Origin of the sequence: Pengzhenrongella phosphoraccumulans (assembly GCF_045689905.1) — a bacterium.
Lineage (GTDB): Bacteria > Actinomycetota > Actinomycetes > Actinomycetales > Cellulomonadaceae > Pengzhenrongella > Pengzhenrongella phosphoraccumulans.
Window position 1 is genome coordinate 467,127 of record NZ_CP144210.1, and the last position, 14,661, is coordinate 481,787.

Sequence of the window (14,661 nt, forward strand, 5' to 3'; positions counted from 1 at the left end):
GCTAGCCCTAGGAGGCGACCAGCGAGCGCAGCACGTACTGCAGGATCCCGCCGTTGCGGTAGTAGTCCGCCTCACCGGGGGTGTCGATCCGCAGGTCGGCGTCGAACGCCACGACCGAGCCGTCGGCCCGGGTGGCACGCACCGCCACCGTCTTGGGCGTCGACCCCTCGTTGAGCACCGTCACCCCGGAGATGTCGTAGGTCTCGGTGCCGTCCAGGCCGAGCGAGTCGGCCGACTCCCCCGCCGGGAACTGCAGTGGCAGCACGCCCATCCCGATGAGGTTCGAGCGGTGGATCCGCTCGAAGCTCTGCGTGATGACCGCGCGGATCCCCAGCAGCGCCGTGCCCTTGGCCGCCCAGTCGCGCGACGAGCCGGAGCCGTACTCCTTGCCACCGAGCACCACGAGCGGGACGCCCGCGGCCGCGTAGGCCTGGGCGGCGTCGTAGATGGTCGACGGCGCGCCGGTGAGCTGGTTGAGCGTGAAGCCGCCCTCGAGCCCGGGCACCAGCTGGTTGCGCAGCCGGATGTTGGCGAACGTCCCGCGGATCATGATCTCGTGGTTACCGCGGCGCGAGCCGTAGGAGTTGAAGTCGCGACGCTGCACGCCGTGCTCGGCGAGGTAGACCCCCGCGGGGCTGTCGCCCCCGATCGACCCGGCCGGGCTGATGTGGTCGGTGGTGACCGAGTCGCCGAGCTTGGCGAGCACGCGGGCCCCGGAGATGTCGGTGACCGGGTCCGGCGTGGCCCCCATGCCGTCGAAGTACGGGGGCTTGCGCACGTAGGTCGACTGCGGGTCCCACTCGAACGTGGAGCCGGCCGGCGTCTGCAGCGCGCGCCACCGGTCGTCGCCGGCGAAGACGTCCGCGTAGTCCTTCGTGAACATCCCCCGGTCGATCGCCGAGTCCATCGTGGACTGGACGAGCTCAGGCGCAGGCCAGATGTCCCGCAGGAACACGGGCTCGCCAGCGTCGGAGGTGCCCAGCGGCTGGGTCTCGAAGTCGAAGTCCATCGTGCCGGCCAGCGCGTAGGCGATCACCAGCGGCGGCGAGGCCAGGTAGTTCATCTTGATGTCCGGGCTGATCCGGCCCTCGAAGTTCCGGTTCCCGGAGAGCACCGAGACGACCGACAGGTCGTGCTCGTTGACCACCGCGGTGATCTCCTCGGGCAGCGGGCCGGAGTTGCCGATGCAGGTGCCGCAGCCGTAGCCGACGAGGTGGAACCCGAGCTTCTCGAGGTACGGCCACAGGCCGGCCTTCTCGTAGTAGTCCGTGACGACCTTCGAGCCGGGCGCCATCGACGTCTTGACCCAAGGCTTGGCCGCCAGACCCTTCTCGACGGCGTTGCGCGCGAGCAGGCCCGCGGCGAGCATGACCGACGGGTTCGAGGTGTTGGTGCAGCTCGTGATCGAGGCGATGACCACCGAGCCGTGGTCCAGCTCGGTCACCGTTCCGTCGGCGAGGGTCACCGGGATGCGGCGATGCGGACGGTGCGCGGTGTCGCCACCGGAGACGTCCGCCGGCTCGGTCGAGGTGTCGACGTGCTCGCCGGGGGCGATCGGGTCCGAGGCCGGGAACGTCTCCTCGACCGCCTCGTCCAGCCCGACGAACGGGGCCGCCGACACGGCGTCGACATAGTCGAGGATCGTCGTGGCGAACGACTCCTTCGACTTCGACAGCTCGATCCGGTCCTGGGGCCGCTTCGGTCCGGCGATCGACGGGACGACGGTCGACAGGTCGAGCCCGAGGTACTCGGAGTAGACCGGCTCGACGCTCGGGTCGTGCCACATCCCTTGCTCCTTGGCGTACGCCTCGACCAGCGCCACCTGAGCGTCGCTGCGCCCGGTCAGGCGCAGGTAGCCGAGGGTCACCTCGTCGATCGGGAAGATCGCGCACGTCGACCCGAACTCCGGCGACATGTTGCCGATCGTGGCGCGGTTGGCGAGCGGTACCTGCGCGACGCCCTCTCCGTAGAACTCCACGAACTTGCCCACGACGCCGTGCGCCCGCAGCTGCTGCGTGATCGTCAGGACGATGTCGGTCGCCGTCACCCCGGAGGGGATCGCGCCCGAGAGCTTGAAGCCGACCACGCGCGGGATCAGCATGGACACCGGCTGCCCGAGCATCGCGGCCTCGGCCTCGATGCCGCCGACGCCCCAGCCGAGCACGCCGAGCCCGTTCACCATCGTGGTGTGCGAGTCGGTGCCGACGCAGGTGTCCGGGTAGGCGCGCAGCACGGGCGAACCGTCGGCGCCGACCGCGCCCGGCGCCTCGCGGGTCATCACGACGCGCGCCAGGTACTCGATGTTGACCTGGTGCACGATGCCGGTGCCCGGGGGCACGACCTTGAAGTCGGCGAACGCCGTCTGGCCCCACCGCAGGAACTGGTAGCGCTCGTGGTTGCGCTCGTACTCCATGGCGACGTTGCGCTCGAACGCGTCCGCGCGCCCGGCGACGTCGATCTGGACGGAGTGGTCGATCACGAGCTCCGCGGGTGCGAGCGGGTTGATCCGGTCGGGGTCACCACCGAGCTCGACGACGGCCTCGCGCATCGTGGCGAGGTCGACGACGCACGGGACCCCGGTGAAGTCCTGCATGACGACGCGGCCGGGCGTGAACTGGATCTCCGTGTCGGGCTCCGCGGCCGGATCCCAGGTGGCGAACGCGTTCACGTGCTCGGCGGTGATGTTCGCGCCGTCCTCGGTCCGCAGGAGGTTCTCGGCGAGGATCTTGAGGCTGTACGGCAGGCGCTCGAGGCCCGGGACCGCGGCCAGGCGATAGATCTCGTAGGAGGTCGCGCCGACCTCCAGGATCCCCTTGGACCCGAACGTGTCGACGTTGCTCACAGGTGACTCCTTCGGCTGGCGGATGCCGACGACTGGCAGGCCGTCGGACGGCGACGGGGCTCCCCTGCGTGCGGGCGGGGCGCCACCAAGTATCTCGACGTCAACATACATCCTAGCGTGCCGGGCGCTCCCGTGCGGCACGGTTCACCGGAGAGAAATCACACGCCCGCCGGGCGGGCGCGAGGCGACCTACGTGACCTTGCCGGCCTTGACCTGCGCGAGCTCGTCGGCCATCTTGCGCTCGTGCTCGACGGCGCGCTCGTGCGCGCGCGGGTCGTACTCGGGCGTGCCCGTCTTGCGGGCCTCGGCGGCGGCCACGCGCCCCGCCTCGACGTACCGCCGGGCGGCCTCAGTCTCGCGCTCGTCAGTCACGATGCACCCCTTCAGTCCGCTGCGCGGTCCCGGTCGAGACCGCCGCACTCACGACCGTATGCCGCCGGGAGGACGAGGGCCAGTGACCTGCCGTCAGCGGGTGAGGACCGCGATGCACTCGACGTGGTGCGTCATGGGGAACAGGTCGAACGCCCGCAGGCCGGACAGCCCATACCCGGACTCGGCCAGGTAGGAGATGTCGCGCGCGAGCGCCGCCGGGTCGCACGCCACGTAGACGATCCGCTCGGGGCGCAGCTCGGCGATCGAGGCGATCACCTTGCGCCCTGCACCGGAACGCGGCGGGTCGAGCACGACGGCGTCGGCGTGGATCACGTCGGAGTCCGCATCGATGGTGCCGGCCAGCACGCGCGCCACCTCGCCGTGGTGCAGCTCGATGTTCGGCCGGTCGTGCGAGTTGCGCCGGGCGTCGTGCACCGCGCGGGCGTCCCCCTCGACCGAGACGACCTCACCGGTGAGCCCGACGGCGTCGGCCAGCGGCAGCGTGAACAGGCCCGCGCCGGAGTACAGGTCGAGCACCGTGGCGCCGTCGACGTCGCCGAGCCCGGCCAGGACCGCGGCGGTCAGGACGCTCGGGGCCTCGCGGTGGACCTGCCAGAAGCCGTCCGCCGTCACGCGGTAGGTGTACTCGCGCCCGTCGACCGTGAAGGTCTCGCGCACGCTCGTGCGGGCGTTCGGGCGGGTGTCCGTGCTCCCGCCGGCGAACGGGATGCCGTCGACCATGACGATCGGGGTCTGCCCATTGGCCGGGGCGACCGCCTCGACGTGCGATCCCGGGCGCCACTTGCGCGCGAACAGCCCGTGGTTGGCGATGGCCTCGCTCGCCAGCGGCATGTCGGTGAGCGCGTGCACGTCGTGCGAGCGGATCCCCCGCATGCCTGCGCGCCCGGCGTCGTCGACCACGAGATCGATCCGCGTCCGCCAGCCCAGCCCGCCGCGCTCGTCGTCGCCGGGGGCCGCCTCGACGACGACCTCCCGCTCGATCTTCGCGAGCCGCTGGAGCTGCTCGGCGACCACGGTCGCCTTCCAGGCGCGCTGCGCGGGCAGGGCCACGTGCGCGAGCTCGCCGCCGCCGACGCCGTCGGGTCCGGCCGCCGGCCAGGCCGAGGGCACGCGGTCGGGCGAGGCCTCGAGGATCTCGATGGCGTCGGCACGCCAGAACGTGGCGTCGTCGCCGGAGTCGGTCAGCCGCGCGAGGACGCGCTCGCCCGGCAGCGTGTGCCGGACGAACACGACGCGGCCACCGGGCCGCTCACCTGCGGCGACGGGGCCGTCGGTCGCGAGCCGGGCCACGCAGTGCCCGCCGTGCGCGATCGGGCCGATCTCGAGCTCGACCAGCGCACCGGGTGCTCCCAGGCCGGCACCAGCGCTCTGGCGGGCGGGGGCGCGACGGCGCTCAGCCGACGATCCGGCGGAGGATTGTGCGGGAGATTCGGGGGAAAAACGGTCAGAGTCCACGCGGTACGGTACCCCGTACGTTGTCCTCGAGCCCCGTCTGCCCCTCGGTCGAGGCCAGCTGCCACGGCACGGAGGCGACCACGACCCCCGGGGTGAACAGCAACCGACCCTTGAGCCGCAGGGCGCTCTGGTTGTGCAGAAGCTGCTCCCACCAGTGCCCGACGACGTACTCCGGGATGTAGACCACGACGAGATCCCGCGGGCTGTCGCGGCGGATCGAGCGGACGTAGTTGATGATCGGGCGCGTGACCTCGCGGAACGGCGAGTCGAGCACCTTGAGCGGCACCGGCAGCTCGAGCGCCTCCCAGCCGATGCGCAGCGCCTCGACGTCTTCCCGGTCGACGCCGACGGTGACGGCCTCGAGCAGTTGCGGGCGCGAGGCGCGGGCGTACGCGATCGCCCGCATCGTCGGCTTGTGCAGGCGCGAGACCAGCACGATCGCGTGCACGCGGCTCGGCAGCGCCCGCGAGGACACCGGGTCGTCGCCCAGCGCCAGCTCCGCGCGCACCAGGTCGTAGTGCCTGCGGATCGCCTTCATGATCGCGAACACGGCGATCATCGCAAGGATGGCGATGTAGGCGCCGAGCAGGAACTTCGTCACCAGCACGACGACGAGGACCGTGCCGGTCATGCCGAGCCCGATCGCGTTGATCACGCGGGACCGCTTCATCCGGCGGCGGGCCGTGGGGTCCGGCTCGGTGCGCAGGAACCGCCCCCAGTGCCGGACCATCCCGAGCTGGCTCAGCGTGAACGACACGAACACCCCGACGATGTACAGCTGGATCAGCCGGGTGACCTGGGCGTCGAACGCCAGGATCAGCGCGATCGCTGCCAGCGCCAACGTCAGGATGCCGTTCGAGAACGCGAGCCGGTCGCCGCGGGTGTGCAGCTGGCGCGGCAGGAAGCCGTCCTTGGCGAGGATCGAGCCGAGCACCGGGAACCCGTTGAACGCGGTGTTGGCGGCGAGCACCAGGATCAAGCCCGTGACGGCTGAGACGAAGATGAACGCGGCCGGGAAGCCCTGGAACACCGTCTCGGCGAGCTGCCCGATCACGGGGTGCTGCACGTAGTCGGGCCCCACGGGCACGCCGTCGAGCGTGAGCTGGGACAGGTCCGCGGCGTACCGGACCCCGGTGAGGTTCGCGAGCACGAGGATCGACAGGATCATGGAGACCGAGATGCTCCCGAGCAGGGCGAGCGTCGTGGCCGCGTTCCGGCTCTTCGGCTTCTTGAACGCCGGGACGCCGTTGCTGATGGCCTCGATCCCGGTCAGGGCCGCGCTGCCCGAGGCGAAGGCCCGGAGCACGAGGAACCCGCCTGCCAACCCGGTCAGACCCTGCTCGAAGCCGGGCCCGGCCGTCAGGGCGAAGTGCGAGCTCTCGGCCATCGGCAGGTTGCCGAGCGCGTACCGCACGAAGCCCACCACGGCGGTCGTCCCGATCGCCAGCATGAACAGGTACACCGGGATCGCGAACGCCGTGCCCGACTCCTTGACCCCGCGCAGGTTCGCCAAGGTCAGCAGGATCACCAGGACGACGGCGAAGGTGGTCTCGTGCCCGCGCAGCGCCGGCAGGGCGCTCGCCGCGTACTGCGCGCCCGACGAGATCGACACGGCGACCGTGAGCACGTAGTCGACCAGCAGCGCGCTGGCCACCGTGACGCCGGCGTTCTTCCCGAGGTTGACGGTCGCGACCTCGTAGTCACCACCGCCCGACGGGTAGGCGTGCACGTTCTGCCGGTAGGACGCCACCACCGTGAGCATGACGATCGCCACGACGAGCCCGACCCACGGGGAGATGGCCAGCGCGCTGACCCCCGCGAGCGACAGGGTGAGCATGATCTCGTCCGGGGAGTAGGCGACGGACGAGAGCGCGTCCGAGGCGAACACCGGCAGCGCGATGCGCTTCGGGAGCAGCGTGTGCCCCAGCCGGTCGCTGCGGACCGGACGGCCGAGCAGCAGGCGTTTGGCGGCATCTTGGATGTCTGGCACGAGAGTCAATGCTAGGCACTCGTTCGCGATCCGGAGTGCACACTGACTCGAACGGGGCCCAGCGTGCTGTTCTGAGCCCCCGGACGGTATAGCGTCTCCGGCTGTGCACTTCGTCATCATGGGTTGCGGCCGCGTCGGTGCGACGCTCGCGCAGAACCTCGAACGCCAGGGCCACTCGGTCGCCATGATCGATCAGAACCCGGAGGCCTTCCGGCGACTGGACGCCTCGTTCTCGGGGCGCAAGGTCACGGGCCTGGGTTTCGACCGCGACACGCTCGCCCAGGCGGGCATCGACGACGCCTACGCCTTCGCGGCGGTGTCCGACGGCGACAACTCGAACATCCTCGCGGCACGCGTGGTCCGGGAGACGTTCGGCGTGGACCACGTCGTGGCGCGCATCTACGACCCCCGGCGCGCGGAGATCTACCAACGCCTCGGCATCCCCACGGTCGCGACCGTGCGCTGGACCGCCGACCAGGTCATGCGCCGGCTGCTCCCGATGGGGGCGACGGACGAGTACCGCGACCCCTCCGGCCAGATCCGGCTCATCCAGATCGACGTGCACCCCGGCTGGATCGGTCGCCCCCTGCGCGCCATCGAGGAGGCGACCGGTGCCCGCGTCGCGTACGTGCTGCGCTACGGCGACGGCATCCTGCCGACCGCCGGTGGGGTCCTGCAGGAGAACGACCTGCTCCACATGCTCGTGCGGACCGTCGACTCCGACGCCGTCGAGCGCACCCTCACCCGGGCCCCGGAGGTCTCCTGATGCGCGTCGTCATTGCCGGTGCCGGATCCGTCGGCAGATCCATCGCCCGTGAGCTCCTCGCCCACGGCCACGAGGTCACCCTGATCGACCGCCAGCCGAGCGCCATGCGCATCGCGCAGGTCGCCGATGCGGAGTGGCTGCTCGCCGACGCGTGCGAGCTCCCCACGCTGACCGAAGCCAAGGTCGACGAGTGCGACGTCGTCGTCGCCGCGACCGGTGACGACAAGGCCAACCTGGTCATCTCGTTGCTCGCGAAGACCGAGTTCGGTGTGCCGCGCACGGTGGCGCGCGTCAACAACCCCAAGAACGAGTGGATGTTCGACGAGGCCTGGGGCGTCGACGTCGCAGTGTCGACCCCGCGGATCATGACGGCGATGGTCGAGGAGGCGGTCGCCGTCGGCGACCTCGTCCGGATCTTCACGTTCCACCAGTCGGGGCCGACATCCTCGAGCTCACGCTGCCGGTCGGCTCACCCCTGGCCGGCGTCCGGGTGGGTCAGGTCGTCTGGCCGCACGACACCGTGCTCGCGTGCATCGTGCGGGGCGATCAGCCGATCGCCCCGAGCCCGGACGACACCCTCGAGGAGGGTGACGAGCTCCTGCTGGTCACCGGTCGGGATGCGGACGAGAAGGATCTGGAACGACTGCTGGGGTCCGGACCAACAACCAGGTGAGCCAGAGGGTCAGCGCCCACAGCGGGACCCCCATCGCGAGCCGGGCCGTGCCGAGCCAGCCGACGTCGGCCCCGAGGTACAACGGGACCTGGACCACGAGGCGCACCCCGAACAGCGCGACCCAGAGCCACGACGCGGCCGCGTAGCGCCGCCGCAGGGCGCGGTCCCGGCGCCACGAGAGGCCCTCGCTCCGCAGGAGCCCGACGACGAGGCCGATGAGCGGCCAGCCGATCACGATCGACACGAGGAACGCGACGAGGTACGCGGCGTTGGTCCACAGCCCGACCACGAAGTAGTCCTGCGCCTGGCCCGACCGCGCGGCCCAGAAGACGCCGATCCCGACGCCGAGAGCGCCCGAGAGCGCCTGGGTCAGCGGCGTGCGCTGCGCGAGCCGCGCGACGATGGCCACCGCGGTGATCGCGGACGCGGCCACGAGGGCCGGCGTCAGCTCGCGGGTCGCGAGATACACGATCACGAAGAGCAGCCCGGGCGCGAGCGACTCCACGAGGCCACGGACGCCCCCGGTCGCCTCGGCCAGGGAGAACTCCGTCCCGGCCAGCGCACGCAGCCCACGACCCTCTGAGGGGCCTTCCGCGGCCGCTCCAGGGCTCACCTCGGGGGTCTCCCCCGGCACCAGCTCACTCACCGGGACGCGGGAGTAGCTCGTAGCGGGGGTTGTAGATCGTCGCGCGTCCGTCGATCGCGCAGACCAGGCCCTCGAACGAGCCCCGGCGACCCGGCTCGATCCCGCTGATCTCGCGCCGGCCGAGCCAGACGAGGTCCACCGTGCCGGTGCCGTCGTACAGCTCGGCCTCGAGCGCGGCGACGCCCTGCCGCGGGCGCAGCGTGACGGACCGGAGCACGCCGTTGACCGTGGCGCGCTTGCGGTCGGCCAGGAGCTCGACGGAGGTGCAGCCGATCTTGGTCGACTCGAGCCGCTCGTCGTCGGCCTCGAGCTCGGCCTGGGACGCAAAGACGTGGTGGAGCGCAGTGCGAAGGCTCATGGGAAATCTCGTCTCACAAGGGTTCGGTTCAGGGAAGCGGACTCAGCCACGCCGTGCTCGCTCACGCTAGTTCTCGTCGGTGGCCGAATCGGGACAATTGGTCAGTGGATCTCGGTGATCTCGGGGCCGCGGTGCATCGGGTCGAGCGCGGGCGCACCGGGGACCTCGGCCAGGACCGGCGGGGCGGCCTGTCCGGGCAGGGTCAGTGCGAGCAGGTCCCGCGGTGCACGGGCCTGGGACCCGCGGATCACCACGATGTCCGCGAAGATCTCCTCGAGGGCACGGGCCGCCTCGGGGTCGACGGCGGCCTTGCCCGTCAGCACGCCGCGCAGGAACCAGCGCGGCCCGTCGTGGCCGATGAACCGTGCCGGCCGGTGGCCGGTGCGCCCCTCGGCGGTACGCACGGGCAGGCGTGCGAGCAGCTCGCGACCGAACGGCCCGGGCAGGTCGTCGGCCGATCCACCCTGCTTGGTGACCGACTCGGCGATCTCGGCGCGGATCTCGGACCAGATGCCCTCGGTGCGGGGAGCGGCGAACGCCTGCACCTGCAGCGCCGACCCGTGCAGGTTGAGCGCGACCGCCGTCACCTGGTTGCTGGCCTTGTCGATCTCCATCCGGAGCTCCATGCCGGGGACTCCCGGGAGCCAGAGGGCACCGAGGTCGACCCGGCGGCCGATGCCGTCGACCTCGCTCTCGTCCCAGGGCCCGCCCGCTCCCGGACGCGTCAGCGGTTCGCCGGTCTCGACCGCGCCGGACTCGTCGACGTCGCCCGATTCGTCGGTCAGACCCGCACCGACGCCGTCGACCGCTTCGGTCAGCTCGGCGGCTTCGCCGTCGACGACCGCATCATCCGTGGCGCGACTGCTCGCGCCCCGTCGGAACAGACCCACGTGTGTTCTCCTTCTCGAGCCGCACCCTCCAGCGCACACCCATTCGGGCGCGCTGGGACGCAGCACATAGGACGACAGTAATCCGGCAAGAGCCGTTCCGGCGAACGTGCCCCGCTAGACCCGGGCCGCCTGCCATCCCCCGCTGGACCCGAACCCGCCCTCGCCGCGGTGCGAACCAGGGAGCCGCTCCGCCCGGATGAACCGTGCCCGCTCGACGCGCTGCACCACCAGCTGCGCGATCCGGTCGCCCCGGTGGAGGGTGAGGGCCTCGTCCGGGTCGGTGTTGAGCAACGTGACCTCGATCTCACCGCGGTAGCCCGCGTCGACGGTCCCGGGGGCGTTGACGATCGTCAGCCCGTGCCGGCGGGCCAGGCCCGAGCGGGGGTGCACGAACGCCGCGTACCCGTCGGGCAGCGCGATCGCCACGCCGGTCGGCACGGTGACCCGCCCCTGGGCCGGGATCACGACGTCGATCCGGGTGACCAGATCGGCGCCCGCGTCGCCCGGATGGGAGTACGCGGGCTCGGGCAGGTCGTCGTCGAGCATGAGCAGGAGGACTTCGAGGTCCGCATCACGGTCAGCCATGGCGCAGGACTCTAGTGCCGGCCTCCCCGGTGGACATCTCACCTCGCGTGCCGACCTCGCCGGACGGCGAACCTGGGATGCTGGTCCGATGACCACCTCACCCTCTGCCGCCGAGCACCCCATCGCCGCCAGTGGCCGCGCCGGCGCCGCGGCCGGGAGCCCGGCGTACGCGGAGCGGCTGTGGTCGGGTCCGCTCGGCTGGACCGCCGTCGTCGTGTTCGGGCTGTTCATGGGGCTCGCGCTGTACCCGATCAACCTCACCCTCGCCGTCGTGGCCGGGTCGGCCGTGCTCGCCACAGGCGTCGTCGTGGCCGTGGTCACGGCGCCGCGCGTGACGGTGTCCGATGGCGAGCTCCGCGCGTCCGACGCGCACATCCCGCTCGGGCTGCTGGGGGCCGTCCGCGCGCTGAGCGCCGAGGAGACCCGGGTCGAGCTCGGCACCGGTCTCGACGCGCGCGCCTACGTGTGCCTGCGCGCCGGCGCCCACACGGCTGTGCGGGTCGAGGTCGCGGATCCCGTCGACCCGACCCCGTACTGGCTGATCTCCACGCGCCACCCCCACGAGCTGGCGACCGCGATCGCCCGGGGGCGCACAGCAGCGACCGGCCGAGACTGAGTCTCTGGCCGATCGCCGTCGTCCTCAGCCCCGGGACGTGCCCGGGGCTGGTCGTGCCTCAAGAGGGTCGTGCCACGTACTGGTCGTGCCTGAGCGGTTCGCTCAGGCGGCGCACTCGGTGCAGACCGGCTTGCCGTTCTTCTCGAACGCGAGCTGGCTGCGGTGGTGCACGAGGAAGCAGCTCGAGCACGTGAACTCGTCTGCCTGACGCGGGAGGACGCGGACCGAGAGCTCCTCGCCGGAGAGGTCCGCGCCCGGGAGCTCGAACCCTTCGGCAGCTTCGGTCTCGTCCTCGTCCACGACCCCGGAGCTCTTGTCCGAACGTCGCGCCTTGAGCTCTTCGAGGGAGTCCTCGCTGAGGTCCTCCTCGGTCTTACGCGGGGCGTCGTAGTCGGTTGCCATCTGTTGGTCACACTCCGTGTCGTATTGCGGTCGGGGGCCTGGGTGCTCAATGCGCAGCTGGCCCGAGATGTTCCCCAGGCGGAGGGATTGTGCACCATTTTTGCGCCGGTTGCACGCTAAGAGGGTGAGGCGCACGTCACAGCGCGCTCCCGACCCCCACGCCACCCCCGAAAACCGCCACCCCAGGCCGGTTCGCCAGGACTCACGCGCCGCTTGCGGCCCCGTGCAGCTCGAGGAGAGCGACCAGGTCGCCGACGCTCGCGGCGGGCCCGGCCACCGTCATCTGCTCGCCCGCGACGGCACCGTGCAGCCCCGTCACGACCGCGCCGGCCTCCGTCGCCACGAGGGCTCCGGCTGCGTGGTCCCACGGCCGCAGCCCGCGCTCGTAGTAGAGGTCGAGGCTGCCCGTGGCGATCGAGCACAGGTCGAGCGCGGCCGATCCGATCCGGCGGATGTCGCGCACGAGCGGCAGCACCTGGGCGACCAGGGCGCCCTGCTCCGTGCGGCGTTGCTGGGTGTAGGCGAATCCCGTGCCGACCAGCGAGTCAGCCAGCGGCCGAGCGGCGTTCACCGTCAGCCGCCGACCGTCGAGGAACGCGCCGAGCCCGCGGCCGGCGGTCCAGGTCCGCCCGTCCGGCACCGCGTGGACGGCGCCGGCCACCGCGGTCCACGTGGCCGGGTCGGGCCCGCCCGCGACGACGGCGACCGACACCGCGTACGCGGGGATGCCGTAGAGGTAGTTGACGGTGCCGTCGATGGGGTCGAGCACCCAGGTCAGCCCGGACGTGCCCGGGTGGAAGTCGTCCTCCTCGCCGAGGATCGCGTCGTCGGGCCGGATCCGGGCGAGCGCCTCGCGTAGGAGCGCCTCGGATGCCATGTCCATCTCGGTCACGGGGTCGACCGGGCTGGACTTCGTCGCGGCGACCAGGACGCGGTCCGGGCGACCTTCCCGGACGAGGTCACCCGCAGCGCGGGCGAGGCGCGCGGCGAGCTCCATGAGCGCCGTCGTCGCGGCGGCGTCGGGCAGGACGGCGATCTCGGTGACGGCAGTGATGTCGGATACAGCAGTGGTCTCGGGCTCAGCAGCGGAGTGGCTCACCGCTCCATCCTGCCCGACGCCCTCCGCTGCCTGGACCCGGCGACCCAGGGGCCGGGCGCCTGGAGCCGGAACCGCAGCGCGGCGATCCGGAGTGCGAACACGACCAGGACCGACCCCAGCGCGGTCAGCACGGTCAGCACCCCGGTCGCCCACAGCACGGCGGTCAGGACCGCCCCGACGACGGCCGGCACGGCGTACAGTTGACGCTCGTGCAGCACGACCGGGACCTCCCCGATCAGCAGGTCGCGCAGGACGCCGCCACCGATTCCCGTGATGATGCCGGCGGACACGGCCGCGACGCCGTTGAGGCCGAGCTCGAGGGCCTTGAGCGTGCCGGAGACGGCGAACAGGGCGAGCGCCCCGGCGTCGAGCACCAGGATCATCCGCCGGGCGCGCTCGAGCCGCGGGTTGAAGAAGTACATGACGACGCCGGCGAGGCACGCGACCGAGATGAAGCGCCAGTCGGAGATGCCGACGGGCGGGGTCGCGCCGATGAGCAGGTCACGCAGCAGCCCGCCGCCGAGCCCTGCCGCCCAGGCGAGCACGAGCACGCCGAAGATGTCGAACTGCTTGCGGACCGCGGCGAGGCCGCCGGAGAGCGCACCGACGAAGACGCCGCTGAGCTCGATCACCGGGGCGATCGGGATGTCGGGCGTCACACGAGCCATTGTCCCCGACGCGCAGGGGGGCTCGGCGCCCCCGACGCGCAGGGGGGCTCGGCGCCCCCGACGCGCACAGACAGGCTCACCGCGTGCCTACCGACGATTGCGGGCCCGAGGTGGCACCCTCGTGGTTGAAGTAGGAGGAGGTCGCATGGGCGAGCTGGAGCTGGTGGGTCTGCACGAGGACGGGGAGCACCTTGTCCTGATGGGCCCGGACGGTCAGCGGTTCCGTCTGCGGATCGACGAGCCGCTGCGCGCTGCTGTGCGCCGCGACCGTCCGCAGCTGGAGCAGCTGCGCGCAGAGCGGGCGGGCACGCCGTCGCCGCGCGAGATCCAGACGCGCATCCGGTCGGGGCGCTCGGCGCAGGACGTCGCGGACTCGGCCGGGATCGCCGTCGAGCACGTGCGCCGCTACGAGGGCCCGGTGCTCGCCGAGCGTGAGTTCATCGCGGGTCAGGCCCGCGTCACCCGGGTCGGCCGCGAGACGGGGGCGCCGGTGCTCGGCGATCTCGTCACGGACCGCCTGGCCGCGCGCGGGGTGGAGGTCGACTCGATCGAGTGGGACTCCTACCGTGAGGGTGCCGGTCCGTGGACCGTCGTCGTGCGCTTCCAGGCCGGCGAGGACCCCCGCGAGGCGCTCTGGACGTTCGACACCCAGGCACGGTCCGTGCTCGCGCTCGACGACGAGGCCCGCTGGCTGTCCGAGACCGAGCTCGCCGACGAACCGATCCCTCGCCGCCACCTCGCGGCAGTACGCGATGCCGTCTTCGACGTGCAGGCAGACGGTTCGGTCCGCCCGATCCTCGCGTCCGTCGACTCCCCTGTCAGTTCCTTCCCGATCCAGGAGCCCGATCCGCAGGACGCCACCGCTGCCCTGCTGGACGACCTACGCACCAAGCGCGGCGTGCGCCAGCAGCTCGACCTGCCCGAGGACGACGACGGCGAGGAGTTCGAAGGCTTCGGACCGCCGCGCGCGTTCGACCTGAGCCCGAACAACGAGTCCCCGGCTGCCCACCCGGCGCACTCGGACGCGGGTGCGGCGAACGACGCCCGCGTGCTGCCGCGACCCGCGAACGCTCCGGCCCGCCCCTCGGGGCTGCGCCGGTTCGAGCACGAGACGCCGGTCGCCCTCGAGCCCGGCGAGCCCCATCCCGACGAGCGCGAGCCTGCGGTCACGCTGACCGAGCGTCCGCGCAGCGGCCGCAAGGGACGCGCGAGCGTGCCCAGCTGGGACGAGATCGTCTTCGGCGCCAAGCCGGAGTAGCCCGGCGCGGTTCGCCTGCC

Annotated in this window: 14 protein-coding genes and 1 pseudogene; 4 read left to right on the plus strand and 11 right to left on the minus strand. The window is 72.0% G+C overall.

All coding sequences use genetic code 11. The features are described 5' to 3' along the window. Positions 1-7: 7 nt before the first annotated feature. The 4 genes from VTA80_RS02295 to VTA80_RS02310 all read right to left on the minus strand — a co-directional run bounded on the left by VTA80_RS02295 (position 8) and on the right by VTA80_RS02310 (position 6,680). Entirely contained in the window at positions 8-2,842 is a 2,835-nt protein-coding gene (locus VTA80_RS02295) for an aconitate hydratase (protein ID WP_407343807.1), read from the minus strand. A gap of 189 nt (positions 2,843-3,031) precedes the next feature. Next, positions 3,032-3,214, minus strand: a complete 183-nt coding sequence (locus VTA80_RS02300) for a translation initiation factor 2 (RefSeq protein WP_407343808.1) — start codon at positions 3,212-3,214, stop codon at positions 3,032-3,034. Between the two features lie 93 nt (positions 3,215-3,307). Continuing rightward, entirely contained in the window at positions 3,308-4,690 is a 1,383-nt protein-coding gene (locus tag VTA80_RS02305; protein ID WP_407343809.1) for a class I SAM-dependent RNA methyltransferase, read from the minus strand. Beyond that, complete coding sequence (locus VTA80_RS02310) at positions 4,680-6,680, minus strand: APC family permease (RefSeq protein WP_407343810.1); 2,001 nt, start codon at positions 6,678-6,680, stop codon at positions 4,680-4,682. Before VTA80_RS02310 ends, VTA80_RS02305 begins: the two co-directional genes overlap by 11 nt. A gap of 118 nt (positions 6,681-6,798) precedes the next feature. Between VTA80_RS02310 and VTA80_RS02315 the strand changes: the two genes are divergently transcribed. After that, a complete protein-coding gene (locus VTA80_RS02315; protein WP_407345650.1) occupies positions 6,799-7,446 on the plus strand; it encodes a potassium channel family protein in 648 nt (215 codons plus the stop codon). After that, a pseudogene (locus VTA80_RS02320) lies at positions 7,446-8,119 on the plus strand (potassium channel family protein). Before VTA80_RS02315 ends, VTA80_RS02320 begins: the two are co-directional and overlap by 1 nt. On the opposite strand, the gene VTA80_RS02325 reads toward VTA80_RS02320, so the two are convergent. The 4 genes from VTA80_RS02325 to dut form a co-directional block, all read right to left on the minus strand. Then, positions 8,052-8,765 (minus strand): DUF3159 domain-containing protein, encoded by a 714-nt coding sequence (locus tag VTA80_RS02325; RefSeq protein ID WP_407343811.1) that lies wholly within the window; start codon positions 8,763-8,765, stop codon positions 8,052-8,054. The pseudogene VTA80_RS02320 and the gene VTA80_RS02325 overlap by 68 nt on opposite strands. Next, the gene (locus VTA80_RS02330) at positions 8,758-9,123 is read right to left on the minus strand and encodes an OB-fold nucleic acid binding domain-containing protein (RefSeq protein ID WP_407343812.1); all 366 of its coding nucleotides are present in this window, start codon (positions 9,121-9,123) and stop codon (positions 8,758-8,760) included. The genes VTA80_RS02325 and VTA80_RS02330 overlap by 8 nt, the downstream gene beginning before the upstream one ends. Before the next feature lie 101 nt (positions 9,124-9,224). Then, positions 9,225-10,013: a DUF3710 domain-containing protein gene (locus VTA80_RS02335; RefSeq protein ID WP_407343813.1), complete on the minus strand. Its 789-nt coding sequence runs from the start codon at positions 10,011-10,013 to the stop codon at positions 9,225-9,227. A 114-nt stretch (positions 10,014-10,127) separates the two neighbouring features. Further along, positions 10,128-10,598, minus strand: a complete 471-nt coding sequence (gene dut, locus VTA80_RS02340; protein WP_407343814.1) for a dUTP diphosphatase — start codon at positions 10,596-10,598, stop codon at positions 10,128-10,130. Between the two features lie 88 nt (positions 10,599-10,686). On the opposite strand from dut, the gene VTA80_RS02345 reads away from it, so the two are divergent. After that, complete coding sequence (locus VTA80_RS02345) at positions 10,687-11,214, plus strand: DUF3093 domain-containing protein (RefSeq protein WP_407343815.1); 528 nt, start codon at positions 10,687-10,689, stop codon at positions 11,212-11,214. Between the two features lie 102 nt (positions 11,215-11,316). Here VTA80_RS02345 and VTA80_RS02350 read toward each other — a convergent pair whose 3' ends face one another. The 3 genes from VTA80_RS02350 to VTA80_RS02360 form a co-directional block, all read right to left on the minus strand. Beyond that, positions 11,317-11,616 (minus strand): DUF4193 domain-containing protein, encoded by a 300-nt coding sequence (locus VTA80_RS02350; RefSeq protein WP_407343816.1) that lies wholly within the window; start codon positions 11,614-11,616, stop codon positions 11,317-11,319. 202 nt (positions 11,617-11,818) lie between these two features. Continuing rightward, a complete protein-coding gene (locus VTA80_RS02355) occupies positions 11,819-12,613 on the minus strand; it encodes an inositol monophosphatase family protein (protein WP_407345651.1) in 795 nt (264 codons plus the stop codon). Positions 12,614-12,711: 98 nt separating this feature from the next. Next, a complete protein-coding gene (locus VTA80_RS02360; protein ID WP_407343817.1) occupies positions 12,712-13,383 on the minus strand; it encodes a trimeric intracellular cation channel family protein in 672 nt (223 codons plus the stop codon). 145 nt (positions 13,384-13,528) lie between these two features. Between VTA80_RS02360 and sepH the strand changes: the two genes are divergently transcribed. Then, on the plus strand, positions 13,529-14,641 hold the full coding sequence (gene sepH / locus VTA80_RS02365; RefSeq protein WP_407343818.1) for a septation protein SepH: 1,113 nt from the start codon (positions 13,529-13,531) through the stop codon (positions 14,639-14,641). Positions 14,642-14,661 lie beyond the last annotated feature (20 nt).

What these genes read in the sequence shown, in the direction of transcription:
- VTA80_RS02345 (WP_407343815.1), top strand. Translation starts at nt 10,687, where the DNA reads ATGACCACCTCACCCTCTGCCGCCGAGCACCCCATCGCCGCCAGTGGC.
- VTA80_RS02330 (WP_407343812.1), bottom strand. Translation starts at nt 9,123, where the DNA reads ATGAGCCTTCGCACTGCGCTCCACCACGTCTTTGCGTCCCAGGCCGAG.
- dut (WP_407343814.1), bottom strand. Translation starts at nt 10,598, where the DNA reads ATGGCTGACCGTGATGCGGACCTCGAAGTCCTCCTGCTCATGCTCGAC.
- VTA80_RS02315 (WP_407345650.1), top strand. Translation starts at nt 6,799, where the DNA reads ATGGGTTGCGGCCGCGTCGGTGCGACGCTCGCGCAGAACCTCGAACGC.
- sepH (WP_407343818.1), top strand. Translation starts at nt 13,529, where the DNA reads ATGGGCGAGCTGGAGCTGGTGGGTCTGCACGAGGACGGGGAGCACCTT.
- VTA80_RS02355 (WP_407345651.1), bottom strand. Translation starts at nt 12,613, where the DNA reads ATGGAGCTCGCCGCGCGCCTCGCCCGCGCTGCGGGTGACCTCGTCCGG.
- VTA80_RS02350 (WP_407343816.1), bottom strand. Translation starts at nt 11,616, where the DNA reads ATGGCAACCGACTACGACGCCCCGCGTAAGACCGAGGAGGACCTCAGC.
- VTA80_RS02360 (WP_407343817.1), bottom strand. Translation starts at nt 13,383, where the DNA reads ATGGCTCGTGTGACGCCCGACATCCCGATCGCCCCGGTGATCGAGCTC.